At 71.3% G+C, this 25,845-nt stretch carries 15 protein-coding genes; 1 reads left to right on the plus strand and 14 read right to left on the minus strand.

Annotated features, from left to right (window positions below; translation table 11 throughout):
- Positions 1 to 430: 430 nt before the first annotated feature.
- Positions 431 to 2,284 carry a helix-turn-helix domain-containing protein gene (locus tag ACWD3C_RS31575; protein WP_451149589.1) on the plus strand — a complete coding sequence of 618 codons (1,854 nt, stop codon included), beginning with the start codon at positions 431 to 433 and terminating at the stop codon, positions 2,282 to 2,284.
- Between the two features lie 385 nt (positions 2,285 to 2,669).
- On the opposite strand, the gene ACWD3C_RS31580 is transcribed toward ACWD3C_RS31575, so the two are convergent.
- From ACWD3C_RS31580 to ACWD3C_RS31645, 14 genes are all read right to left on the minus strand, one after another.
- Positions 2,670 to 3,596, minus strand: coding sequence for a peptidoglycan-binding protein (locus ACWD3C_RS31580; protein WP_451149590.1), 927 nt, complete (start codon positions 3,594 to 3,596; stop codon positions 2,670 to 2,672).
- A complete protein-coding gene (locus ACWD3C_RS31585) occupies positions 3,596 to 5,167 on the minus strand; it encodes a DUF6519 domain-containing protein (protein ID WP_451149591.1) in 1,572 nt (523 codons plus the stop codon). Before ACWD3C_RS31585 ends, ACWD3C_RS31580 begins: the two co-directional genes overlap by 1 nt.
- 53 nt (positions 5,168 to 5,220) lie before the next feature.
- Positions 5,221 to 7,410: a hypothetical protein gene (locus ACWD3C_RS31590; protein WP_451149592.1), complete on the minus strand. Its 2,190-nt coding sequence runs from the start codon at positions 7,408 to 7,410 to the stop codon at positions 5,221 to 5,223.
- Positions 7,410 to 11,174 carry a putative baseplate assembly protein gene (locus tag ACWD3C_RS31595; RefSeq protein ID WP_451149593.1) on the minus strand — a complete coding sequence of 1,255 codons (3,765 nt, stop codon included), beginning with the start codon at positions 11,172 to 11,174 and terminating at the stop codon, positions 7,410 to 7,412. The genes ACWD3C_RS31590 and ACWD3C_RS31595 overlap by 1 nt, the downstream gene beginning before the upstream one ends.
- On the minus strand, positions 11,171 to 14,347 hold the full coding sequence (locus ACWD3C_RS31600) for a putative baseplate assembly protein (protein ID WP_451149594.1): 3,177 nt from the start codon (positions 14,345 to 14,347) through the stop codon (positions 11,171 to 11,173). The genes ACWD3C_RS31595 and ACWD3C_RS31600 overlap by 4 nt, the downstream gene beginning before the upstream one ends.
- Positions 14,344 to 14,754: a GPW/gp25 family protein gene (locus tag ACWD3C_RS31605; RefSeq protein WP_451149595.1), complete on the minus strand. Its 411-nt coding sequence runs from the start codon at positions 14,752 to 14,754 to the stop codon at positions 14,344 to 14,346. The genes ACWD3C_RS31600 and ACWD3C_RS31605 overlap by 4 nt, the downstream gene beginning before the upstream one ends.
- Before the next feature lie 238 nt (positions 14,755 to 14,992).
- Positions 14,993 to 15,328: a hypothetical protein gene (locus ACWD3C_RS31610; RefSeq protein WP_451149596.1), complete on the minus strand. Its 336-nt coding sequence runs from the start codon at positions 15,326 to 15,328 to the stop codon at positions 14,993 to 14,995.
- 15 nt (positions 15,329 to 15,343) lie between these two features.
- Entirely contained in the window at positions 15,344 to 15,880 is a 537-nt protein-coding gene (locus ACWD3C_RS31615) for a phage baseplate assembly protein V (RefSeq protein ID WP_451149597.1), read from the minus strand.
- A 61-nt stretch (positions 15,881 to 15,941) separates the two neighbouring features.
- Positions 15,942 to 17,081, minus strand: a complete 1,140-nt coding sequence (locus ACWD3C_RS31620) for a hypothetical protein (protein WP_451149598.1) — start codon at positions 17,079 to 17,081, stop codon at positions 15,942 to 15,944.
- On the minus strand, positions 17,074 to 17,448 hold the full coding sequence (locus ACWD3C_RS31625) for a hypothetical protein (protein ID WP_451149599.1): 375 nt from the start codon (positions 17,446 to 17,448) through the stop codon (positions 17,074 to 17,076). The genes ACWD3C_RS31620 and ACWD3C_RS31625 overlap by 8 nt, the downstream gene beginning before the upstream one ends.
- A 12-nt stretch (positions 17,449 to 17,460) precedes the next feature.
- On the minus strand, positions 17,461 to 18,153 hold the full coding sequence (locus ACWD3C_RS31630) for a hypothetical protein (protein WP_451149600.1): 693 nt from the start codon (positions 18,151 to 18,153) through the stop codon (positions 17,461 to 17,463).
- A complete protein-coding gene (locus ACWD3C_RS31635; RefSeq protein ID WP_451149601.1) occupies positions 18,150 to 18,746 on the minus strand; it encodes a HEAT repeat domain-containing protein in 597 nt (198 codons plus the stop codon). Before ACWD3C_RS31635 ends, ACWD3C_RS31630 begins: the two co-directional genes overlap by 4 nt.
- Entirely contained in the window at positions 18,743 to 25,525 is a 6,783-nt protein-coding gene (locus ACWD3C_RS31640; protein ID WP_451149602.1) for an eCIS core domain-containing protein, read from the minus strand. The genes ACWD3C_RS31635 and ACWD3C_RS31640 overlap by 4 nt, the downstream gene beginning before the upstream one ends.
- On the minus strand, positions 25,522 to 25,791 hold the full coding sequence (locus ACWD3C_RS31645) for a hypothetical protein (protein WP_451149603.1): 270 nt from the start codon (positions 25,789 to 25,791) through the stop codon (positions 25,522 to 25,524). Before ACWD3C_RS31645 ends, ACWD3C_RS31640 begins: the two co-directional genes overlap by 4 nt.
- Positions 25,792 to 25,845 lie beyond the last annotated feature (54 nt).

The following is a 25,845-nucleotide window of genomic DNA, read 5'->3' on the forward strand; positions in this document are numbered from 1 at the left end:
TCGCTTCTCCAACAGGTAGGGAACGTAATCGCTTCTCCGGGGGAACCCCTTGTATCGAGGTGAAGGGCCCGGACGGGGACGAACTGCACCACGGGGCCCCGATCGTGCTGCGTGCGCAGATCGTGTCGGCCGGGGCCGGGCTTTTTCTTGTTCTCCTCCGCCACGGACTCCCGAGCGGGATGGCCCATGAGGTGAACTCTGCGCGGGTCCACCTCGAACGCCGGCTGGCCGATATCGGATCGGCCCCGATCACCGTCATATCTCTCGTAGGCTGTGTGATCGCTCTGCTCGGCGTGAACCGTGGGGGTCGGCAATATGGCCGCCGGATGGCACCGAAGTATGTGAAAGCCGGGGACTTCCAACAATGCCCCCGCTGTCACACAGGGCACGAGGATGCATCCGAGTCAAAAAATCGGCTACGGTTGCCGGCATGGCTGGCCGTCCCCGCAACGCCGTGATCCTCACCGAGGACGAACGGGCCGCACTGCTGATGTGGACCCGCAGCCGCGCCTGCTCACAGGCCCGGGCCCTGCGTGCGCAGATCGTGCTGGCGTGCGAGGACGAGCCCACGATCACCACCGTGGCCAGGCGCCTCGGTGTATCCCGTGACATGGTCGGCAAGTGGCGCGCCCGCTTCCTCGCCGAACGACTGGACGGCCTGGACGAGCAGCCCCGTCCCGGGCGGCCTCCCACGGCCGACGACGACACCGTGGCGCACGTCCTCGTCCGCACCCTCACCCCGCCTCCGGCTGGTGCCAGGCAGACCTGGTCGACCCGTTCCATGGCGGCTGAGACGGGCCTGAGCCAGAGCACGGTCAGCCGGATCTGGCGGACCTACCGCATCCAGCCCGGAGAGCGCGTCACGGCCGGGCCGCGCCGGGCGTGGTCCCTGCCGGACCATGCCGAGGAGGTGGTCGGTCTGTTCATGGCCCCACCGATGTGCGTGCTCGCCGTAACGGCCCGGGCGCGGGCGAGCAAAGCCGTGCGCACCTCGGCGGCGACCGCCACGGGCCGGCTGTTCGGCCAGGACCGGGAGGCGTCCCATGTGTTGGCCGTGGCCTGCGCCTTCGCGGCGCTGCGGGGCAAGCAGCACACGGAGGACGCAGGTGGGGAGGACCGCCCCGCTCTGCGCGCGTTCCTGGACCAGGTGAGGTCGGCAGCGGGTGCCGGGGCAGTCGTGCACCTGCTGTCGCAGGGTGTACCGGCGGAGGCGTGCCACGCCCTCGAGCGGTCCGACGCGGACGTGCCGCCGCGCCTGCGCTGGCATCGCGCACCCAGCCCGGCGGCGTGGACCGACGAGACCCGGCACCTCCTTGCCACCGATGCTCATCCCGCTCGCGAGGCCGTACCCGACCAGCACCGCCTCCGCGACGCGCTGCTGTCCTGGTCCACGACATGGACCCCCTCCGCAGCCCCCTTCACTCGGATCCCCGCTCCGCGCACGCCGTACGACATTCCGGCCATCTGCGGCCCTGACAACGACTCGGATGCTCCCGCCGGGCGCGCACCGGGGGACCTCACGATCTCGACGGCGACCCAGAGCACATCCCCCGACGCTCCGCCCGGCGCCCCTGTCACCACCGACCCCGTCGTGGGCATGCTCCGCGAAGCTGTCCTCGCCGGTCCCTGCCGGCCAGGCGACCGGGTCCGCGAGGCGCCGCTCGCGACCCGCTTCGGCCTCTCACGCCGCGTCGTCCGCGCGGGGCTGCGGGCGCTGGCCGAGGAGGGCATGCTCGACCTGCTCCCGGGCGGCGCGACCGCCGTCCCCGCCATCACGGCGAAGGACGTCCTCGATCTCTACGCCCTGCGCGCCAGCCTCGGTGCGCTGCTCATCCGCCGCGTCGCCATGCTCGGCCCCGAGCGCCTCGCCCCGGCCTCGGCGGCCCTGGCGGAGGTCCGCGCCGCCGCCCGGGACAACGACCACGCCCGCATACGTGAAGTCGACCTGCGGTACCAGGACGCCCTCGCCCGTACCGCGGACCTCCCGCAGGCCGCCCTCACCTTCGAACGCCTCACCGCCCGCCTGCGGATGTTCGTCACGGTTCTGAACATGGACTACAGCCAGGCCTGCGACACCATCGCCGACGAGGACACCGCCGTTCACGACGCCTTGCGCGACGCCGACGGAAACGAGGCGGCCCGTCTGTGGCGAGTCAAGATCGAACGCTGTGTCCGCTACATGATCGCCCAGCTCCCCGAGGACGACGTCGCTCCACACGTGTGGGCCACCCTGGCGGGCAGACCACGCCTGCGTCCGGAGGATGCGCGAAGCGCCGTGCACTGACGCGGAGACCCCTCGGCCCGCCGTTTCCAAAGGAGTTGGCGGCCGGGACTTCACCGCCGTGGCCGCCCTCTTCACCATGCGGTGGCACCTCAAGCCGGTCAGCACCCGGCGCCGCGTGCTGGTCATGGTGTCCCGCTACGGCCACTGCCGCAACGGCCTGCTCTTCCGCACCCGCAGCGGCGACCTGCCCATCGACGTGGTCGCGGTGGTCTCCAACCACCGCGACCACGAGGCACTCGTCGACTGGCACGACATCCCGTTCTTCCGCGTGCCGGTCACCGCCGCGACCAAGCCCGAGGCCGAAGCCCGACTCCTGGAGATCATCGACTCGTTCGACGTCGACCTGGTCGTGCCGGGGGTCCGTGAACCCCCGGCCACCGCCCGCCTACTTGACGTTGGGCACCCTCAGCCTGTCCCAGCTCACCTTGCCCGGGATGCCGTCCGCGTCCTTGCCCTTGAAGCCGAGCTTCTGCTGCCAGGCCTGGTAGGACCGGCGGTCGGCCTCGCTCCACCGGGGGCCGGGTCCCACCTCGTAGCGGCTGCAGCCCTCGGCGACGAGACGGCGTCCCATCGCGGTGATCACCGCGGACCGCTGGCCGATGTGGAAGAAACCGCTGCCCGGGAACGGCTCGTACTTCGGCTTGGGCGCGGGCTTCGGACCGGGCTTCGTGCCGGGTTCCTTGCCGCCGCCTCCGCCGCCTCCACCGCTTCCGCCTCCGCCGCCCTTCAGCCGCTGGGCGATCCGCCTGCGCATGCTGTCCATCGTGAAGCCGCGCGGGTCCACCTTGCCCGGCTGCCACTCCTTGTGGCCGATGACGGAGCGCTCGCTCCAGCCGTGGTGACGGCAGATCGCGGCGGAAACCTTCTCGATGGCCTCCTTCTGCGCCTCGGGCCAGCGGTCCTTGCCGTCGCCCATGTTGATGCACTCGAAGCCGTAGAAGTGGCGGTTGCCGTCGGTGTCGGCCTCGTTGTCGGACGGCAGTCTCGACTCGTTGACCACGGCCCGCAGGACGTCGCCGTCGCCGAGGCCCGCGTGGTTGGCGCGGCCGTTGCCGACGAGGTGGACGTGGCCCTTCTTGTCGATGACGCCGTGGCAGAGGGGGCCGGGCAGGTTGGAGTGGCCGTTGTAGCAGAGGCTCACGGAGCCGTTGGTGCCGGAGGTGACGGTGTGGTGGATCATCACGCCGTTGACCGGGCCCCAGGGTCCCTTCGTGTTGCGGTTGTGGGTACGCCAGCTGCGGACCTCGTGGACCGTCAGGCCCTCCGCGCGGAGTATCTGCACCATTTTGGAGGCGCTCAGGGGTGTGGCCATCACTCGTCTCCTTCCGTCGCCGTCTCCACCTGCGCCTGCGCCTGCGCCTGCGCTGTGCTCTGCGACCTCCCGTCCGAGGGGTCGGCCTCAGCCGCCTGTTCCTCCCGGCGGGCCTGTTCCTCCGCCGCGAGGGCAGCCTCGTCCGCGGCGGGCATGCTGCTCGCCGCCGGGCCGAAGGCGAGCCGCAGGTCCACGGCGCCGGCCTCGCCCTTGACGAGGGCGAGCGGGGCGAAGTGGCGGGCAATGCCGGCGGGCGCCTGGAGCAGGGGGCGGCGGGCCGGGTCCATGGGCCATTCGACGCCGCCGGTGGCGGTGCGGGCGGCGACGACCCAGTGGTCGCCGGTGCGGTAGGTGCCGCCCTTGGCGAAGTAGACCTCGACGCCGTCCTCCAGAGGCAGCCACTCCCCCTCCGTGACGGGTACGGCCCCGCCCCGCAGCGCGGTCGTACGGCCCTTGCGCTTCGGGCCCGCCCGGTGGTCCCAGCGGCGCAGGAACGGGTGGAGGTGGGGCAGCCGTCCGACGCCCGGCTCCGGCTCGGCGGACAGACGCACCCGGCGGCCCGGCAGGTCCAGCTCCTCGACCCGCAGCAGCGGCAGGGGTTCGAGGCGGGAGGCGTACGCGGTGTCGGTGAACTCGACGTGGTCGCCGACATCGAGGTCCAGCTTGTCGTCGTGGCCGAGGGAGGCCAACTGCACCCAGGTGCCGTCGAGTTCGTCGACCGGGAAGACCACGGAGCCGTTCTCGCGGGACCACTTGAAGGTGGCGTCCTTGGCCTCGCCGCCCTCGTGGACCTCGACGCGGTACAGCTGGTTCTCCGGGCCCCGGTAGCGGGCGTCGGGCTTGACCAGGCACGGGTCGTCGTCCGCGTGGTCGGGGCGCTCGCTGCGGGCGGCCAGGCGGGCGGTGTGGGCGGCCCGGCGCTGGGCCCAGCGGGCGAAGGCGGCGCGGACGACCTCCTTGGCCGGGTCGGCCTCCTCGATCTCCAATGCGGCGAGGGACAGCGGCAGTACCTGCCAGACGACCTTCGCTCGTACGGCCGTGTCCGGCATCGCCGCGCCGAGGGCGACCTCGCGCAGCGCCGGGTCCTCGGCCGCGTTCACCGTGCGCTCCCAGACCTTGAGGTAGACCACGAAGGGCGCCTGGGCAGGCGAGGGCAGCCGGTCGCCGGGCTTCTCCGGGTCGCGGAAGCCGTCGGGCTGGTCCCAGTAGGTCCAGTACGCGGGCGGCCGAACCTCCTGAGTGGAGTCCTCCGCGTCCTCGTCCGGTACGGGGACGCCCGGCGCCGGGCGGTCCGCGTGGCAGAGGATGCCGTCGACGTAGTAGCGGCCGCCGTGGATGTGGAGGGTGTCGATGTCGTGCTTGCCGCCCACGTACTCGATGCGGAAGCCCGCGGCGTCGCGCGGTCCGCCGTGCGGTCCGATCAGGTCGGCGGCGAGGGTGCGGGTCTGTTGGACCTGGATCGCGGTCTGTTCGTTGAGGTCGGCGTCGAGCTGGACGCGGCCCTGCTGGGCGATGACCGCGGAGTAGTGCCGCTCCGGGCGGAGGGTGGAGCGGGAGAGGTCAGCGTGCATGAAGGGGGTCCCCCTGGTTCGAGAAGTGCGGGTTCACAAGGCCGTTGCCTGGCTCAGGTGACAAAGAAGATCCCGGCGTCCGTGCCCGCGGGCGTGTACTGAGCGAGCCGCGCTCGCAGCCCGTCCTCGCGCTGCGGCCGGTACAGGTCGTGGAAGGCGCCCATCTCGGCACCGTCGTCTGCGCCGCGCCGGATCTCCTCGGCGCACTGGTCCGCCAACTGCCCGTACCAGGGCGTCCCGTAGCGCTCGGAGGCGAACAGCGGCCGTACGCGGGCGGCCTGTCCGGGGCCGGCCAGGTCCGGTTGGCAGCGGTGCCGGCGTGGCGTACGGGATCCGGCGGGGACGTAGCTGAAGCGCAGGCAGCCGATGCCGCGCCGGGCCACGTGGAGCTTGCCCGTGAAGACGGAATTCTCGGCGATCTTCACAGCGTGGGTGTGGATCTCGCCGATGACGGTGGCGCGGTGGAGGTGGAGCACGGCGTGGGCGTGGCGGCAGTCCGGGGCGGACAGGGCCTCACGGTCGTTGCCGGTGGCGTCGAGGATGCTGTCGCGGAGGTGGATGTCGAGGGGTTCCTCGGTGACCTCGTCGCCGATGACCTCGATGGTGCCGAGGATGCTGTGTTCGATCTGGAGGCAGGCGGTGGTGCGCTCCAGGACGATGCTCGGCTCGTCGGGCGAGTGCGGCTCGCACTCCGGCTCCAGGGACCAGCCGGGCACGAGAGTGCTGTGGCGGACGACGACGGCGCCCATCGGGCCGGTGACGTTGATGCCGCGCCCGGCGACCAGGAGACCGTCGAGGACGATGCGGGGCCGCTCGTGCGGGGCGCAGTCCTGTGACACCGCACGGATGTTCAGGGCGTCCGGGCGGTTGCTGTACCAGTCGAGGAGGCGGATGACCGGGCGCGTGCCCTCGGCCGCCCGCACCTCCAGCCGGTCGCCGGGGTCGAGGTCGAAGTCCAGCTGTTCCTGGTAGGCGCCGCTGTGCGTGATCTCGATGATGCCCTCGGGGCCGCACCGGTCCGCCCGGCGGTCGTTCTGCCAGGCCCGGTACGCGTCCATGATCTGCCGGTACGACTCTCCCGGCCCGACCCGGTAGAACGCGGCCTCCGGCCGGGGCTGCCGGTCCTCACGGTCGTACTCACCGCCGCCCATGTCGGCGCCGAACGCGTAGTGGTAGTCCACCCACACGCCCTGCCGTGGCGCCGAGCGCGACCCGAACGCGATGCGGCCGAGCTCCGGGTCGACGGCCACCTGGCCGCGCCTGGGCCGGTAGCGCCAGTCGGACAGGTCGGCGACGACGATGTCCTGCGGCGGTACGGGCTTGTCCTCGCCGTCGCGCCGGATGACGAGGCTCTTGCCGGGGCCGTAGTAGTCGGCCGGGCGGTCGTGGAGGAGGCGGCGGGTGATGAAGGCGGGAACGTTGTCGACCGTGGCGAGGTGCGTGGGTGACGGTTCCGGGACCGGCCTGGTGACCAGGGGGGTGTCGTTGCCGAGGATCGAGAAGGTGTAGAGGTTGCGGGCGCGGTCGATGCAGTACGCCGGGGACCGCGTCAGCGCGTACGACGTGAGCCGCCAGACGAAGAGGGCGACTCCGGCCGGGGTCCAGCCGCCCTGCCTCTTGGGTGAGTCGGCGCGACGGACATCGACCGTGCGGGCCGTGGTCCCGAACGGGCCGCCCGCGAGAGCGAGTTCGGAGCCGTCGCGGAGGTCGACGAGACGGCCGCGTTCACCGCGATGAATTTTGTTTCCTTCGGTCCCGTACAGCTTGACGGGCTGGGTGTGGGCGACGAGCCGGGACAACTCGACCGCGCGGGCGGGCCAGTTGGTGACCTGCTCGGAGAGTTCCTCCAGGAGGTGGAGGGTGCCCTTGCGGCGGCGGTTGGCGACGGTGGCGGCCACGTCGCGGCGCGGGGCGATCGCCTCGGCGAGGGCGGGGCGGCCGCCGTCGTGGAGTCCGGTGGTGAGGACGCGTTCGTAGCCGGGCAGGGTGCGGTGTCCGACGAGGTCGCCGAGGTACGGCAGCACCCAGGGGGCGGCGGTCTCCACGAAAAGGTCCTCGTAGCCCTGCTGGACGCCGTCGCGGACACGGTCGAGCTGCTCGGCGACGACCGCAAGCAGGGCGCGCAGCGGTTCGCCCTCCTCGGAGTCGCGGAGCAGGTGCCAGCGGGGCAGCAGTTCGGCGAGTCCCTCGGGGGCCCTGACCGTTGCCGCGGCTGCGGTCTCGAACTGGACGTCGGGGGACATCACTTGACCTCCGTCAGAATCAGGGTGTCCGCGGCCCTCGGCGACAGCAGCGCGAGCTGGGCGGGGCGGATGCCGCGGAAGACGCACACCGATCGGCCCTTCGGCAGGCGCCGGGTGTCGGTGATGCCGGGGTTGAGGCGCAGGAGTTCGGCGAGCGGGATGCCGTACCGGGCGCAGACGGACGACAGGGTTTCGCCGTTCGCCGCGCGGACGGTGTGGGTCTTCTCGTCGTACGTCGCCGGGCGCGCCGGGACCGATGCCTTCGGTTCGCCGGGGCGGGCGAGCAGCTCGGTGAGCTCCTCGGGGGTCCCGGACGCGGGGACGCCGGTGAAGACGTCGACGTCCACGTGGTCGACGCCGGGTACGGAGTGTGCCGTGGCGAGGACGTCGGAGAGGCGGGCCGGCTGTGCCAGCTCCCGCCCGTCGAAGCCGAGTCGGCGCAGCAGGGCTTGGCGCAGCCGGGGTTCGACGATCTCCCAGGCGTGGTCGGGGGCGACCTTCACCTTGGCGGCGATCAGCAGGAGGACCAGTTCGCGTACGTCCACGCGGACGGGGAGGTTGGGGTCGCCGTACTCGGTGAGGGCGCCGCGCAGCGCTCTGATCGTGTCCGAGTCGCCGCCGATCGGGACGTCGTCCGTGCCCGCCACCGTCACCTGCAGCACGCGTCGGCGTCCGTCGAAGAGTTCGCGGGCGGCGGCCCGGCCGATGCCGGCGCGGGAGCGGGCGAAGTCCTCGTAGTCGACGGCCGAGACCAGCCGGTCCAGGGCGGAGACGGCGAGCGGGATCGTACGCCGGGTCAGGGCGGGTCCGTCCGCGTCCGAACCGCCCGTGGCCGGGCGGGGGTTGGTGACCGAGGTGACGCCGAGCGGCCGGGTGAGGGGCTGGGTGATCCGGTCGGCCGCGACGTTGGCCGCCTTGCCGGTGCCGAAGCGGTAGCGGGCGCGGACGTTCTCGTGGCCGCTGGGCAGGCGGGCGCCGTGGACGCCGTCGCCGAAGGTCACCGTCGTACGGCCGTCGGCGGTGGAGCCGGTGATGTAGACGCGCTCGCGGGGGCCGCGTCCGGCGAGGCTGTCGACCTCGTGCCACAGAACGCCGTCGACCCGGACCTCCAGCACCGGGGTGGCACCGAGGGGGTTGTCGTCGGCGAGCCAGGTGAGCGGGGTCTGCCAGAGCGCGAACGTCTGGTTGACGCGGTCGGAGTCGCCGCTGCCGATGGCCTCTTCGCGGCTCTCGCCGTGGGTGGCCTCGACGACGTTGCCGAGGATGCGGACCGTCTCGCGGCGGTAGCGGTGGGCGAGGTCGGCGGTCAGGGTCAGGCGGGTGTGGACGTGGTCGCCGGGGAGCCGGGGGTCGACGGCCGGGTCGGCGGTGGCGATGGTGACCACCTCGGTGGCCCGGACTCCGGCCGTGCCGGGGATGTCGCTGCGCTCGCCGCCGACGATCAGTGTGCGGCCCGGCCGCAACCCGTCGTACAGCTCGGCGAGTTCGATCTCGTTGCCGTGCACGTCCTCGCCGAGCGGTTCGTCGGCCAGGCGCAGGGGCTCGCCCGCCGCGTGCACGGTGGTGTCGCGGATGTGCGAGAGGAGGACGTCGAACTCGTCCAGCCAGGGGTCGGCGAGGGTGAGTTCGGTGCCGCGGCCGGTGATGCCGTAGTTGGTGTACGCGGCGGTGCGGGCGGCGACCACCTGGGTGGTGACGAACGCGAGTTTCGCGTCGCCGGGCAGGCCGTTCTCGGCGCCCTTGGCTGGGCGTTCGATGGCGACCCAGCTGCCGACCGTGATGCCGTCGTGCACGGTGTCGAGCCGGAGCATCCGGCGGTTGACGGGCTCGGGCTTGGCGGCGATGACGATCTCGACGTTGGGTTCGGCGCTGCCCACCGTGTACTTCAGGCCGACCTCGTACTCGCCGTGGGTGAACTGCTCGGAGCCGCCCGGCCGCAGGGCCCGCTGCTCGGATGTGCCGTTGTGGAGGCCGACGTGGATCAGGCCGTTCTCGTCCGGCCGTGACACGAAGAGGGTGCGCTCGGGCAGGCCCTCGCCGAGGACGGCCGTGACGCCGGGCTCCTGGGAGTCGGTGGGGCGGCGGTTGAGCCAGCTCAGGTCGCGGTCCTGGCCGGAGCGGGTGGACAGGTTCACCTCACCCGTGCCGAGGTGGAAGGTGACCGGCTGCGCGACCGGCAGGTTCTCGGCGCGCTGGTCCGAGCTGTTGCCCTCGGTGTACTGGAACTCCGCCCGGAGGGGCACCTTGCCCGCCGTGTCGTACACGACGCGCATGCTGACCAGTACGGCGCCCGTGAGCGGCCAGTCCGCGGTGCGGATGACCCGGCCCCGGTCGTCCTGGACCGGCTTGAGCGGGGCCGTGGCGCCGAAGGGTGCCGCGGTGACGCGCATGGCCAGCAGTTCGCGCAGCGGCTGCGGGGTGCCAGGGGCGGTGGCCGCCGTGCGCCAGGCCGGGTAGAGGGTGCCGAGGGCCGGGTCGAGGGCCGAGAGCAGCCGGGCGGTGTCCGTGCCGGGGCGCTGGGCGCGGGTGCCGTCGCGTCGTGCGGGGGTCGAGGCGCGGAGGGCGGGGAGCACGGTGCTCAGGGCCTGGAGGGCGGCGGCGCGGGGGTCGGGGGTGGCCCTTGCGGTGACCACCTCGGGGGACTCGGCCTGCGCGGGTGCCAGCTCCAGGGCTCGCTCGGCGAGTTCCGCGAGGACGGCTTCCAGCTGCTCGAACCAGGCCGCCACGTCCTCGTACGGTGTGGCCAGCACCTGTGTCTCGCCGAGGCTGGCGACGGGTTCCGCGAGGCGGGCCGCGAGCCGTTCGGGAGTCGTCACGTCGTCGAGGTCGTCGCGCAGTGGGGCGAGGACCTGGTCGTCGAAGTCGTCGATGAGGCGGCTGACCGGGCGGGGGTTCGGGACCTCCGGGGTCGGCGGTTCGTCGCCCGGCTCACCGGGGGTGGCTGGCTCGGTGGTCCAGCGGCGCACCTCGTCGACGAGTTCCTTCAGGGTCGGCGGGGCGGACTTCGCCAGGGAGATCGCGGTGATCTCGTCCTCGCGGTCGACGCGCGCCTTCGCCACGGGGAGCAACGTGCGCTCGCCACCGGCCTGTTCACCGAAGACGAAGAGCAACTTGTCGCCGGTCCGGAGGGAGTTGGCAGTGCCGTCGACAAACAGCTCCGAGCGGCGTTCCAGGTCCTGCGGGGTGGCGAGGGAGGGACGGCGGCGGCGTACCTTCAGCTCGTTGAAGTCCCAGCGGGCCGTCAGGTCGCGGCTCGTCTCGAAGGTCAGGGACTGCTCGTCGGCGGACGCGGGCACGCTGTGGGCGCGCGCGCCGCGCGGGATGAGCACGGGCAGGGCCTCGGCGCGCGGGTCGCGTTCGAGGGTGTACGCGAGGTGGGTGGCGGCGGCCACGCCGGGGCGGGGCCGGTGACCGACGAGGCGGCCGAGCAGGACCAGCGAGCGGTGCTCGTCGGCGGTGCGGATGTAGGCCTCGTCGGCGATGCGCTCGGAGTGGAAGGTGAGCAGGTCACCGAGGACGGCGGTGGCGTCGAGCAGGCCGATCGCCGGGTCGTCCGGGGTGCGGACGGTGAGGCCGTTCAGGGCCGGGTACGCGGGTGAGGCGAGCCGGTCGAGGAGGGCGGCCAGGAAGGAGCCGTACTCGCCGACGCGGTAGTCGAGCGCGGTGCGGCCGGGCGGGTTGTGGAGCGGGGCGGGGGCGAGGCGCTCGTCGTGGCCACCGTGGCAGGCGCCGCCGCAGGTGCGGTGGTGGTCGGTCTCGGTCATCGGGGACCTCCCAGGGATATCGCCAGCAGGCCGTTTTCCGGCCGGTCCGGGTCGTTGTCGCAGGTGGCGATCTCCAGCGGGCCGAGCCGCAGCACGCCGTTCTCCCTTTCTCCTCGGTCCTGCTCGAACAGCCGCTGCAGCCGGGTGACGTGGACGCTCTCCACGCCCGGGACCGCCGCGGCGACGGCGACCAGTCGGCTGAGCCGGACCGGTTCGCCGAAGGTCAGCGCGTCCGGGTGGAAGAAGCCGGGACGGCCGGTGCCGAGCACTCGGTAGAGCTCGGCCAGGATCTGCCCGTGCTGGTGGCCGGGCGCGGCGCACACGGTGAGCCCGATGTCGAGCGGTACGAGGCGGGCGGGGCCGACCACGAGGTCGTGGCCGATGCGCCGGTACGGCTCCAGCGACTGGGCGACCGAGTCGAGCAGTTCGTCCGACGGGGCGCCGGTGCCGTACGCGTCGATCGCGATGTGCGCCTCCTGGACACTGCCGGTCCAGCGGAGCTCGGCGGCGGCCCGCTGCACCCCGGGCAGGGCAGCAGCGACGCACTTGTAGTCCTCGGCGGTGACCGCGCGCAGTCGGGTGCGGCGCAGGTCGAGGGGCGCCAACTGGCGTACCTGCTCGACGGGTTCGGGTTCCGTGCCGCCGGTGGCGGGCAGCGGGTTGCGGACCACGGCGGCGGGCGGTGCTTCGCAATCGCCCTGGATGACAAGGTGGTTGATGGCCTCCGCGCCGACGTTGCCCGCGGTGCCGCCGCCGAGCCGGTAGTGGATCGTGAGGCGCGCGCCGGGGGTCGGGCGGGCGCCGTGCCGTCCGTCGCCGAAGCGGAGCGCGAGGCGCCCGTCGTCCTCCAGCTCGCCGACGAAGTGCCGGTCGCGGGAGGTGCTGTCGAGCAGGTCGCGGCGCGGCTCCCAGGTCTCGTCGCCGTGGGTTTCGTCGCCGTGGTGGAGACGTACGGCGGGCAGTGCCCGGCGCGGGTCCTGGGTGAGCGCGGTGGTCGCGGAGCCGCGGAGCACCGGATCGTCGGGGTGCAGCCCGGCCGCGTACGACGGGCCCCAACTGTGCGCGATCTCCCAGGCGATGTGCCCGTCGAGGACGGTGCCCGCGCGGGCCCGTGCCGTCAGGACCTCGACGCGGCTCAGCTTGGCGTCGAGCAACCGGTCGCTGCGGTGCAGGAGTTCGCGCAGGGCGCGGGCGGGGTGGCGGCGAAGCTCGTACCGCTCGATGACTTTCAGGCCGTAGACGACGGTGAGTTCGGCGATCTCCTCGTCGCCGAGTCCGTCGCGGTCGCGGGCGCTGCGCCACAGCTCGACGAGCCGCTGCCGTACCCGTCCCGGGATGGCGGCGATCCGCTCGGCCTGGCCCGCGGCGACCGTCCGCGCGTCGGGGAACGGCACGGCCTGGGTGACGGGCGCGCGGCCGAGGACCGGGCGGAAGCGGGGCGCGATACCGGGGTAGACGGACTGGGCGAGCAGGGTCCGCAGGGCGGCGGCCTGGGCGTACGCCGTGCCGGGCACGACGCGTTCGTGGCGCTGACCTGCGCGTTCCAGGCCGAGTCCGGCGCGGGTGGTCGCGTCCACGCCGACGACCTCGAAGAGCTCGCGGAGGTCGTCGGGGGTGAGGGCTTCTCCGCACTCCGCCTTGCCTGTCTTGTCCGTCTTCTCTGTCAGGGAGTTGATGAGCTTGGCGGGCGCGTTGCCCTCGGTGGGATCGGCGCAGCCGAAGGCGAGCGAAGCGAGATGGGGGTACCCCCGGCCGGAGGCTGGGGGAGGGTCGCAGGGGGCGACGACGGCGGGTACGGGCGGCACGGTGACCGTCTCCGGGAGGCCGGTCAGGGTGCGGCCGTGGTCGACGAGGACGGCGTTGCCGCGGGCGAGGGTGACGTCCTCGACGGGCAGGCAGTCGCGGCCGCCACGGGTGGTGAGGCAGAGCGGGAAGCGGAGCGCGTCCTCGGTGGCCCAGGTGACCTCCAGTACGGGCTGGTCCTCGATGCGGTCGACGGCGGGGGTGACGGAGGTCAGCCGTACGGCCTGACGGTGGGCGGGGTCCGCGTCGCCGGGGGTGCCGGTGCGCGGGCCCTTCACCTCCTCCAGGATCAGCACGTCGCCGGGCTTCAGGTCGAGCCGGCGGTCCCGGCAGGTCTCCGGGTCACGCCACTCGTCGCGCAGGGTGGCGGAGGTGGCGCCCTGCGGCAGGGCGCACACCTCGCCGCCCCAGGTCCACAGGCGGATCGCGTTGTGCGCGACCCTCAGCTCCAACGGGTCGGTGCTGACGACCGGTTCGAAGACCTCCACCGAGCCGCGTTCGTCGAGGTCACCGAGGTCGATCTCGTCGATGACCGTGCCGGGTTCGGGCCGGTCGTGCGGGTCGAGGGCGCGGATGTCGACCGAGGCGAAGCGGTACGTACCCGGGGCGAGCGTGTGGTCGTCGGCGGTCCAGACGGTGACGTAGGCCCGTGCGCTGCACCCGTCGTGCATCGCGTAGTCGATGAGCCGGACGTGGCGGCGTACGGAGACCCGGCGGCGCGCGGTGTCGAGGGACGCCTCCGTGGCCACCGCGTCCTGCTGGTAGCTGATCTGGTCGCCGGTGTACGCGAGCAGCTCGACGAGGGTCATGCCGAGGTCGGCGGGGTTGCGTTCGATCCAGTCGGGGGTGGTGAGCGCGAGCCGGTCCAGGAGCAGCTTGCGGATGGTGTCGTAGTCGCGGGCCGTGTAGTCGATGACGGGGGCGGCCGGGAAGTCCGGTGCCCGTCGGTCGTCTTCCCTGCAGTCGAAGGGAGTTGGGCAGTCGGGGCGGAAGGAGAAGGTGGCGCTGTGGTAGCGCTGGTCGAAGCCGCGGTACGGCTCCGTGCCCGGCCGTCCGTACGGGTCGGTCTCGACGAGGGAGAGCCGGTAGCGGGAGGTGTCGCCTGCCTTGTCGAGGGTGACGTACAAGCGGTCGTCCAGCTCCGGGTCGTCCTCGCGCTCGACGCTGACGTCGACGGCGGTGATACCGGTGATCCGGCGGCCTCCGTCGATACGCACGTTCTCCGCGCAGAGGCCGTGCGGGGCCTTGCCGAGGAACGTGACCGTGAGCAGCAGCCCGTCGTCGCTGACCTCGACGGCGTCGACTCCGTTGAGCTGGGCGGCTCTTACCCTGGCCCGGCGGGAGGTGGTGGATACGGCGCCGGTCGTCATGCCGGCCTCCCTTCGAAGACGTCGTCGCGCCGGACGCCGGTGGCGCGTACGACGTACGAGAGGTACACGCGGACGGTGTTGTCCTCGCCAACCACGTCGAGGGCCTCCACGTCGATGAGGTCGCCGAGCCAGCGCTGCAGCGAGGCCTGCACCGAGAGTTCGAGGGTGCTGACGAGCTCGGGGCTGTTCGGGGCGAAGACCAGGTCGAGCAGGCCACAGCCGAAGTCGGGGCGCATCACACGCTCGCCGGGGCTGGTGAACAGCAGCTGCTCGACCAGGTCGTGGACGTGGTCGCCGTGGGCGGCGTGCGCGGTGCGGCCGCGGCGGTCGGCGCGGAAGGGGAAGGCGATGTCGGTGCGGAGGTGGGTGGTACCGGGGCGGTTGCTTGGGCGGGTGCGTGGGCTCATCGGGCTGCTCATCGGTGGCTCATCTCGCGGCTTATGTCACGGCTCATGTCAGGGTTCATCTGGGAGCTCTGGTGGCCTTGGCGGCTTTGGCGGCCTCGGTGGCCTTGGCGGCTTTGGCGGCCGGCGTGGGTCGGTTCGCGACTCGGCTCGCGGCTCAGCTCGTAACCCGGCTCACGGCTCGGCTCACAGCTCGCCTCGTGCGTCGGCTCGCGACTCATCTCGCGGCTCGTGCGGCGGCTCATCGGACGGTGACCCTTCGCTGCGCGGCTCGGACGACCGGCGGCCCCTGTGGGACGAAGGCCGCGGTGAAGCACTGGGCCGCGGAGGTGTCGAGCAGCACGGGCGCGCCGGCGACGGTGACGCCGGTGCCGTCGGAGGTCCAGCGGACGGAGACGCACGGCGAGGGCACGCCGCCGACGGTGTGCGGGCAGCCGGTGACGACGTAGCTGTGGGCGGTGGTGGCGACGGCGGTGCCCCGGACGAGCACACCGCCGGAGGGTGTGGTGGCGGCGCCAGCGTGGCCGCCGTGCGGGCAGCCGATCACGGCACCGGCGTCGAGCAGACTCCCGGACAATGGTTCTTCCCCCGTCTATCGATTGGAGAGCACGGTCAACTGGCCCTCGTTGATGTCCACTTGGTCGCCGCGCAGGATGATTTCCGCGCCCGCGCCGTTGGCGATGACCACGGCTTCGCTGGTGATGCGGATGTACGCGCCGCCCTGGGCCTGGAGCAGGATTCCCTGCTCGGCGCCGGGCGTGTCGTTCAGCACGATCTTGTGCGCCTGCGGGGTCTGCACGACGACCGGCTTGTTCGGCGCGTTCTCCTGTAGCTCGCGGCGCGCGTCGGGCGGCAGTTCCTCGGCGGCGCCGTACCAGCACCCGGTCCAGACAGGGAAGCTGGGATCCCCCTGCTCGAACTCGACCCAGACACCCGCGCCGGGCGGCGGCACCACGAACTGCCCCGACTGCGGCCCGGCGAACGGCAGGCAGGGCAGCGCCCACGTGGACGGCTCGTCGCCGAGGACGTCCGGTACCTCGACGGTGATACGGCCGATGCGCAGCGGGTCGTCGTTGCTGACGACCCGGCCGCGGAACTTGCCGAGGTAGCGATTGCTGGGTGCCGCCATGGTGAGGTGCTCCTGGTCGGTGGGGTTGCTTGGTGTTACGGCCGGGGTTTACAGCTACGGTTTACGGCCGGACGGTGTCGCTGCGGGCTTCGAGACCCTCTCTGGAGAGGGTGAAGTTCTGCTGGTACGAGCCGGGGCGCAGCATGTGGGTCACGGACTTGACGAAGTAGTCGCCGTCGTAGGCCCGTCCGGAGCCGCGTACGCCGACGAGCTGGCGGGGCTGGAGGATGTACCCGTGCCGGTTGACGTCGAGCGAGCCGGAGCCGGAGACCACGTCGGCGGACACGGCGGCGCGGGCGAGCAGCTCGGCCTCGGCCTGTTCCCGTTGGTGCTTGGCCGTGCCGGGGAGGGTCCTGCGTTTGAGGGCCGGGGTGGGCCGCCTGCCGAGGGGCGGGCGCAGTGGGCTGATCGGCGGCTGCGGAAGGAGGGTCGACTGCCGTGTCCCCGGGTCCTGCCAGCGGGCCTGCGGCTCTTCCCTCGCTGTTCCGTCATAGGCGAAGGTCAGCTGGTCGACGGTCGAGTTGGCGTCCATGTTGACGTTGAGGGCGTGCTGACGGATGCCGAGGCGGACCTCGGGCCCCCAACGGGCGGAGGACTGGCCGGGGTTGGGGCCGGGCTCCAGGTAGAAGGTGTAGCCGTTGGCGCGGGCGAGTTCGGTGACGTACTGCAGGTCGGTGCCCGTCTGGTAGTGCACGCGCAGGTCCTGGTGCGGAGGCTGGGCCACCTTCTCGGTGTAGACGTCGGGCCGGATGCCGTAGTCGGAGTACCGGCGCAGGATGGCGAGGACGCGCTCGGAGGGCGGCAGGTTCGGGTAGCGGGCGGTGCGCTCTTCCAGGTCCATCAGCAGTGTCAGGTCCTCGCCGGTGACAGTGAGGGTGGAGTGGCCGGGCTGGTTGCTGGCGCCGACTTCCTGCCTGACGACCAAGCCGTCGAAGAGCACCTCGGGGGTGCCCTTGACGGTGACGGTGACGACGAGCCGGGTCTTCGGGTCGAAGAACCCCTCCGGCAGGAGCCGCCGGTTGATGATCCCGTTCTTGGTGAGGTCGAAGGCCAGCTGGAACCCGCTGCGCTCCCCGGCGGTGGCGGTGATCTGGGCGGACAGCAGGGCCTCGGTCACCTCGGCGGGGACGGGCCGGGCGAGCTTCGGTCCCATGAGGAGCGTGATGTGCACGGGGCCCCGCCCCACGGGCAGTTCAGACACGCCGGTCTCCTCGCGGCAGCCCGCCGATGGCCGGGATGTCGACGACCCGCCCGGCCTCGTCCGTCAACTCCCGTGGATCGAGTACGGGGTTGGCGTCGGCGATCTGCCACCACTGGCCGGGGTCGCCGAAGTAGCGCTGCCCGAGCAGATCGGGCCGCTCGCCGGCGCCGACGGTGTGCTCCTGCGTTTCCCGCCCTTGTTCGTCGCCGAGCGGGGGCAGCAACCGCCGTCTGGTGTACCGGACTTCGGTCCCGTCGGCCTGGCGGTGGATTCCGATCTCGGCGTCGTGGTAGCGGCTGGTGCGCGGATAGGGATGGGCCCCCGGTATCGCGTCCAGGGCGTTCTCGTACGGTTCGATGTCGGCCATGGTGTTTTTCCCTCAGCCCCTTCCGCTCAGCGCGCCGGCGCCGGTTCCGTTGAGCCCGAGGGAGTCCAGGCTCCCGCCCCGGGCCGCGGCCGCGAGCCGTTCCTTCTGCGCGAGGTGCGCCATGTACAGATCGGCACCGCGATGCCCGGCGGGCAGGTCGCTGACGGTCAGGATCTTCATCCCGATGCTCAGCGAGGCCCGTATCGGATTGAGGTTCACGTCGAACGCGGACTCATTGACGGACAGTTCGGTGAGCCGCACGGGCATGACCCTCTTGCTCCCCCATGTGAAGAGGGTCAACGGCATCTCGATCGGACTGATCTCGATGCTCCCCTGCTGCGACAGCCGACTCGCGGCGCGAAGCTGCGCCGTGGTCGGCTGCACGAGCATTTCGAGGGTGGCGAGCTGCGGGTGAATCCCGTCCGGCGCGGCGATCTCGAACTGGTCGGTGGCGTCGATCTCGGCGGTGAACTTCCACGTCTCCTGGGCGGGGCCTTTCAGGCGAAGGGCCTCGTTTCTGTCTCCGGCGCCGGCCCCTCCGCCACCCGCGTCACCGCTGTCCCCGGCGGATTGGGGGGAGAGGCTTCGCTCCAGGGTGTCCGGGTTGAACTGGAGGACGATGATGCGCTGTGGCGTGCCGGTGTCGGGGTTGACGACGACTATGCCGGAGCGGATGGGTTTGGGGATGTCGGCGTAGCGGGTCATTCCTCATCTCCCGCGACGGAAAAGGCGGTGACGACACTTTCGGCGCGCGTGCGAATCCAGGACTCCGGGTCGGCCTGAGCCATGTTCTGAACGGCCTCCACGAACTCCTCATATCCGGTGTAAGAAACAGCCCACAGTCCCGCGAGACGCATCCGCGCATCCTCGTCGGAGAGAGAGCGACGGATCCTCTGGACGCACCCTGCCGTTGGTTCAGCAGGTGCCGCCAATCCGATCCGAAGGGTGAGCCTCCCTCGTTCGGCAAGATCGGTCTCACCGTCGAATTTCTGATAGAGCTCTTCCAACTGCCAGGGCTCCAGGGCTTCCTTCGCCTGAGAAAGAAAAGGAGACACGGCCTCATCATCAGGACCTGTCAGGGTGATGTATCCGATGCCCGAGGTGGCATCCACGATGTAGTGCACAGAAACCCCTGATTCGGATTGCCAGATCATCTGGCCGTCGACGCCTTCGGTTTGGCTCCTCTGCCTCTGATGGACCAGAGGCCAGCCGAGCTCCTCGGCGAAGTCAGCTACATCTCCCCAGTGCTTGTCGGGGTGCAACACATACCGATGGGTCCGGTACCCGGGTTCAATCATGACCTGTCTCCTCGTGCGCGATAGGGCTCTTGACGCGCAGTGGCGCCGTACATCTCGCGTACTGCGTCTTCGATCCTATTGAACAGCTCCTGCTTGATGGCCCTTTCGCGTTCTTCCGTCCCCACCAGCTTGGCTGCGTTGACCGAGGCCTCCACCTCTTTCTCGATTCCGAAGTCCTTGATCCACCGGGAGACGCTGTCTACATGCCGGTTCGCGAGGTTGTTGGCGGCGTTCAGTGGCCTGCGTTCCCTGTTTCTGCGGCGCCTGGCATCGTCGTTCGTCTCATCGGTGAGGCGTTGCGCTATGGACGCCCGGTCGGCATCGAGCGAGCGCTGTCCTGCTACGTCCTCGTTGAGCAACTCACCCGCCTTTTCGGATCCCTTGAAGGCCGCAGGGATATCCAGGAATATCTTGGTGAGCTGTGTCGGCGAGGCACCGTTCTGTTTCGCCCTGGTGAGGCGCTGCACGACAAGCGCGTTGGAGACGAGTGCCATGGGATCCCGGTCCGCTTCCTGGTTACCGACGATCCATGCGTCCTTGAGCAAATTGACGCGCTGCACCTTTTCAAGGTTGCTGGATTGCGGCTTGCCGCGGAAGTGGTTGTCGAGGTAGTCAACCGCTTCGTTCCACTCGTCATTTTCAGAGAACTCGTCGGCGATTCCGAGGACCGTCTTCCTTTCACCGGTCTCCCGGTCTTTCTTATTGGATGTTTTGTACGCGTGCGCCGACTGCTGTTCCTGCGATATCCCTTCACCAGTGACGATCTTATTTGCGGCCTTGGGACCTGTCTGTTGACGGCGAAGTGCCGGCGGCGGGAGCGCGGGCGATGAGGGGGCAGGAATCTGCTGCCCCTCGTCGAAGAAGCTCATGACCTCTTGTTCCTGCGGCCCCAGCGGAGTCGCCTTGCGTGTGATCCGCGTGACCGCCGGGGGCGGTGTGGGCGCGTTCACCGTGTGCTGAGGGACAACGCCCGGCTGCTTGGGCTGCAGTTGGACGTTCTGGCTCAAGGCGACCATGTTGGGGTCGGATTCGAGTCGAGCCGCCACGTCCTGCAGGAACTCAAGAAGCTCGCGGCGCGGAATGGTGATGCCGAGGGCGTCGAGTACCTTTTCCTTCGGATTGAGTGAAGCCTCGATGTCGAAGCGGTCGCCCTCGCCCGCTGTCAGACTGGTGAGTCGGTACCACAGCCGCATGGTTGCCAGAGCGGCGCGCATGACCGGCCGGCCGGTGCCTCGGCCCAGCATGCTGTTCAGCTTCGGCCGGATCTTCGCGACAATCTTCCGCAGCCGCTCGTCCTTCGACTCCTTCGACTCCTCGTCCTTCTTCCTCTGGTCTCTCTTCTCCTGTTTCCTCTTCTCCCGTTCCTTCTTCTCCTGCTTCTTCCGCGAGTCCTTGCCCTTCGGCTTCCTGTCCCTGTCCCTGTCCTTGTCCTTGTCCTTGGGCTTCTTGCCATCGCCGTCCCGGCCGTCCTTCGGCTTCGAGCCGTCCTTGGGCCTGCCGGAGCTGTCTTTGTCGCCCTTGGGCTTGGCGGGGTCCTCGTCTTTCGGGCGGTTGGGGTCCTGGTCCGGGCGTCGCCGGTCGTCGGCTCGATCGGTGTTCCTGGGGCGGCTGGAGTCGCGGTTGTCCCGAGGGTGGGCCGGAGTCGGCCTGTCGTCCCTGCGCCTGGTGTCCTGGTCCGGGCGGGGGCGTGCGGGTGTGGTGGGGCGGGTGTCCTTGCGGGTGTCCGGCCTGCCGGGCTGGGGGCGGTCGCGGCCGTCGGTGCGGCCGGGGCCCGCGGGGGGTCGGCCGGCGGTCGGGCCGGTGGGCCGGGGGCGATCGGTGCCGGGGCGGGGCTGGGTGCCGGTCCTCGGGCCCGTGGGGGCGGTGGTCGGGGCGCCGGTGGTCTGTTGCTGGGGCTGGCTCTGGGTCCGGTCCTTCGTGTCGCCCTTGTCGTCCGAGCCCGTGGCACCCGGTCCCTTGCCGTCGTCCTTGTCCTTGCCTCGGCCCAGCTTCGCGGCCACGTCCTTCAGGCGGCGGCCCACCTTCGCCACGTACTTGCCTATGCCGGACAGGAGCGCCTGGTAGAGGACTTCGAGGAGGGCGACCACGCCCGCCGCGACCGCCTTGGCGAAGAGGATGCCGGCGCCGCCCATACGGACCGCCTTGAGCCAGTCGAGGACGGCGCCCAGGGAGCTGAGGATGGCGCTGAGGGCGCCCCAGGCCGTGCGGATGGCGTCGATGACCGCCATGACCCAGCCGGCGCCGGGGATGAGCTTCGCCACGACCTTGGTGATGACCAACTCGCCGATGATGAGCGGGAGTTGGGGGACGACGGCGTCCCAGGCCTCCTTGACGATCTTGTCGAGGGTGTAGCTGCCCTTGATGAGCTTGTCGATGGTGGCCTTGGGGACGCCGATGATCTCCTGGATCTTCTCTTGGAACCAGGTCTTGACCGCCGCCGAGACCTCACGGAACAGGTGGTTCTTCGCGCCGTCCACCGCGGAGTTCTTGGCGCCGCCGAGCCAGCCGCCGGGGTCGGAGAGGAAGTCGACGGCGATGAGCATCCACTGACCGAGTGCGCTCAGGAGTTTCGACGCGAATTCCAGGACCGCCTTGACCGCGGCCACGACCGCCTTGATCGCCGCCTGGAGGGCCTTCTTCAACGCGTCGAGGACGCTGCTCAGGAGTTTGCCGATGGCGTCCAGCAGATCCGTGATCGCCTGTTTCAGCGCTGCCGCGAGCCTGTTGACGAGGGCGATCGCCGCGGCGATGAGATCCGTGATGAGCTTCCGGATGCGGTTGGCCAGGTCGACGATCGCCCGGACCATGGCCTTCGCGAACTCGATCAGGTCGTTGATGAAGTTCTTGATCGCGTCGACGATGGCCGTGCGGGCCTCGTTGATCCAGCGCTCGACGGTCTCCTTGAAGTTGCGGATGAAACCGACGACCGCGTCCCGCGCCGCCCGGATGACCCGGACGATCGCGTCCTTGATCTCGATGACCTTCTGCTTGATCCAGTCGAAGGCCTTCGTGACCCAGTTGCCCGACTCCTCGACGGAGGAGTCCTTCTTCTGCTCCGCCTCCCGTTCCGCCTTGTCGCTCTCGTCCTTGATCTTCTTGTCGCTGCCCTCCTTCTCCTTCTCGACGTTGTCGTCGGTCTTCTTCTCTTCGTCCTCGACGTCCTGACGGACCTTGTCGTGCCGCTCGCTCTTCTTGTCGCCGAGCTTGCCGAGTTCCTCGTCCTGCTCCGTACGCCAGTCCTCGCGCTGAGAGGTGACGTCGGCCATCGCCTTCTCGCGCTCACCCGTCTGCGCCTCGGTGCCCGCCGCGACCTCGGCGTCGACCTTGCGCTTGTGCTTCGCCTGCGAGTCGCGGAAGTCCCGGTCCTTGGTCTGCCGGCCCTCCGAGACACCCTTCTCGCCCTCGCTGAACGCCGCCTGGAACTGCGGGCCCTGCTCATGCTCGGCGACCTCGGAGGCCGCCTCGGGCGGTACGGCGCCGGTGGCCCCGGCGCCCTCGGGCCCGGCTCCCTCGCCGCCGCCCTGCTGCCCCGGCACCTGCGCGGTCAGCTGCTCCTTCGGCGCGTTGGGGTAGATCTGGTTCTCGCCCATCGCGCGGCCGGAGTCGTCGCGGGCCGTCGCGACCGTCTCCTGCCCCTTGGCGTCGACGTGGCCGTCCTGCTCGCCTGCCGTCTGCTCGGCGTCGCCCTGCATCTCCACGCCGGGCGCGTTGCCCGCCTGGGCCTGCTTGAGCGCCTCGTCCTTCGTCGGCAGCCCCGCGAACTTGGCCGCCAACTCCTGCGCGTCCACCTCGAAGCCGAGCCAGCCCGCCACCTTGCCCAGGCCGAAGCCCAGGGCCATCTTGAACGTGTCCCAGCCGCTCGGCTCCTCGGCCTGCTCGGCCTCGATCTCGCCCTCGGGCTCCTTCTCGCCGGTGACCTCCGCGTCCTCGGCCTCGGGTTCCTGGGCCTCCTGAGCCGGGTCGTGCGCGTACTCGGCCGGGGCGTCCGCCTGCGGCTTGCCCTGCAGCGTCTGCGGAGCACCCGCCGGGCGTTCCATCGACGGCGGTGCGGCGGCCAGCGTCTTGTGCTCGTCGCCGACCGTACGGTCCACCGCGCCGCCCACACCGCCCATGGCCTGAAGCGCCTTGTGAGGCTTGAGCTCTGACGCCGTGGCCAGGCCCGACTCCGGGGATACGCCCGAGAGGTTCGGGGCCGGGCCGGTGTCCTTCTTGCCCTTCGGGCCCTTGCCTCGGGCGGGGGCGGCCGCCGGGCCACCGCCTCCTCGGGGAGCCGCGGCCTTCGGCGCCGGTGCGGACTCCGGCGCGGGCTTCGGCTCGGGAGCGGCCTTCGGTGACGGTGCCGGTTCCGAGGGAGTGGGTGCGGGTGCGGGTGCGGACTTCGCGGTTGGCGCCGGAGTCTCCGTACGAGCCTTCGGTTCGGGGCGGGGTGCCGGTGCCGGGCTCTCGGCAGTCGTCTCCGTACCGGACGTACTGCTGGACGTACTACCGGATGCACCACCTGAAGAACCTGAAGTCTCAGAACCGCCAGAGGGAGCAGGCGTGTCGGATCCACCTTGTCCAGCCGGTCCGTTTCCGTTCGCAGCAGCGGGCTCTTCCGCTGCGGGCTCCGCGGACTGCGGTTCCGTCCCGGCGACACCGCCGCCGGTGCCTCCCTCCGGTTCCTTCGCCCCGGCGTCCGTCTGCGCCGACTGTCCGCCCGTCGCCTGCTGGGACCCCTTCTCCGGCGCGGCCGACGCGCTGTCGCCCGCGGCGGCCGTCCCCTTCTCCTCCTTGGCGGCCGTCTCCTCGGCCTCGCTGCCGCCCTCGGACTTGCCCTCCTCCTTGCCCGGCGCCTGCTGCACGGTGGTCTGCGCCGTGACGGGGCCCGCCTTGGGGTCGTCACCGCGCTTGGGGTCCTTGGACGCCTCGCCCGGTACGGCCGGTGCCGCCGCGGCCTGTTCCACCGCGAGGCCGCCCGGGCCGTCGCCGTTCTCCGGGCCGCCCTCGGTCTCCTCGGTCTCCTTGGCCGACGGCTCCATGTCCTCGGAAACGTCCGCGGACTCCCCCTCGGGCTCCGTCTCCGCCGCCGCGTCCTCGGCGTCCTCCGCATCCCGCTCGGCCTGCACCTGGTCGGCCTTGGTCGGCGGCGCGGCGGGGAAGGAAGGGGCCGCCGGAGTGGCGGACGAGGAAGGGGCCAGCTTGTCCGCGGTGGGTACACCGGAGACGTCGAGGTCCTGCTGCGGAACGAAGTCCTCCGGCTGAAGCTTGACGTCCCAGGCGCTCGGCTCCTCTCCCCCGACCTCGACCTCCGACTCACTGCCGGAGCCGAACGGTTCCTCCTCGGCCTCTTCAGGCCCGTCGAGGTCCTGGTCGCGCATGCCGTCGAGGGTGCTGCGGGCGCCCGGCAGTTGGGGGTCCTTGCCGGACGCCGTCGGCGAACCGGTGGGACCCTGCTGCCCCTGCTTGTCCTCCTCCTTCAGCTGCCGGCCGTCCGCGCGGTCCTCGGCCGCACCGGGGCGGTTCTCCGCCGCGGACTCCTCCTCGCTCGCGGCGGGCGTCTCCTCCTGCTGGGTCTCCTCCTCGCCCCCGTCCGCCTTGTCTGCCTTCTCCGACCGATCCGACTTCTCCGACTTCGAGTCCGCGGACTTCTGCTCCCCGCCCTGCTGCCCACCGGCAGCCGAGGACGAAGGAGATGAAGAGGATGAAGAGGAAGACGGCGAGGCCTCCTCCGTCTGAGGCTCGGGCGCCGCCGACGCGCCCCCGACGCCCCCAGCACCACCACCCTGAGGCCGCATACCGCCGTTCTGCGGCGTACTCCCGAGCGCCCCCTCCTCGACGGCGCTCCCCTTCTCCGGCCCCGGCGCCGGCCCCGGCCGCTGCTCCTCGGCCTGCCGCTCCTGGGCGGCCATCCGCTCGTCGTCGCGCTCGGTCCGCAGCTCCTCGGCCGTGTCCGGCTCGATCCGCGGAGCCTCGTGGGCGTCGCGCTCCAGGCCTTCCTCGGCGTAGGTGTCGTACGCGTCGATCTCGTCGACGAAGTCGAGGACCCGGTCGTGCTCGGAGCCGAGCAGCCTGCTCTCCAGGCGGGCGAGGACGCCGTCGAGCAACTCGTCGGGCAGGCGGGCGAGTTGCTTGCGGGTGCGCTTGGACAGGTCCTCCGGGTCGCCGCGCAGGGAGCGTACGAGGGAGTTGGCCAGGCGGTCGACGAGGGTGGCCGGGTCGATGGCCTCGGTGCGGTTGCGGTCGGCGTCGACGGTGGCGTAGCGCAGCCAGCCCGGTGTGGCCTGGCCCTCCTCGACCTCCGGGGCCGGGGCCGTCGGCGTCGCGGGCTCGTCAGCTCGTACGACGTCCTGGGCGGCCGACTCCGCCTCCCGCTCGATCGCCTGTTGCGGCAGGCTCACCGCTCCCAGCTCACGCCCGGCCCGCAGGGCGCCGAGGCCGTGCGGGTTCTGGACGGTGTGGAGGAGTTCGTGGGCGAGGAGGCGGCGGCCCTCGTCCGTGCCGGGCTTGAAGGCGCCCTCGCGGAAGAAGACGTCCTGGCCGACGGCGACCGCGTCCGCGCCGAGCAGTTCGGTCAGCTGCCCGGCGTCCCGGCCGGTGTGCAGCCGTACGCGGCCGAGGTCATGGCCGAGGCGCTCCTCCAGCTCTCGTCGTACGCCGGGGTCGAGGGGCTGTCCGGCGCCGCTGACGATGTTCTTCGGGTCCGGGGTACGGGACTTGGCTGCCCGCTCCCTGCGCCTGCGGCGGCGCTGTTCGGCCGACTGCTCGGAACGGGTCTCCTGGGACTGGGAGTTGGCGCTCACGGAGTCACCTCCCCGTGACCGCTCAGGCCTTCGTGCACGGCGCGCGCGAGTTCCTGGCCGAGCCGTCGCGCGGACAGCCCGGCGGGCAGCGGCGGCAAGCCGGAGAGCGCGTCGAAGGCCACGGCGCCGTCCGCCACCAGCGGTACGCCGTGTTCGCGTACCAGACGGGTCAGCTCCCGCTCGAACGCGGCGGAGACCCGGTCCGCGTCCACCCGGAAGCCGTCCAGGACGAGTTCGCCGATCTCGACACGTATCGCCGAAGGCATCGCCCCGCCCGGATCTCTCCGACCAATCGGGCCCATACGACCGATCGGGCCCGT

The sequence above is a fragment of the Streptomyces sp. NPDC002845 genome, assembly GCF_053591955.1.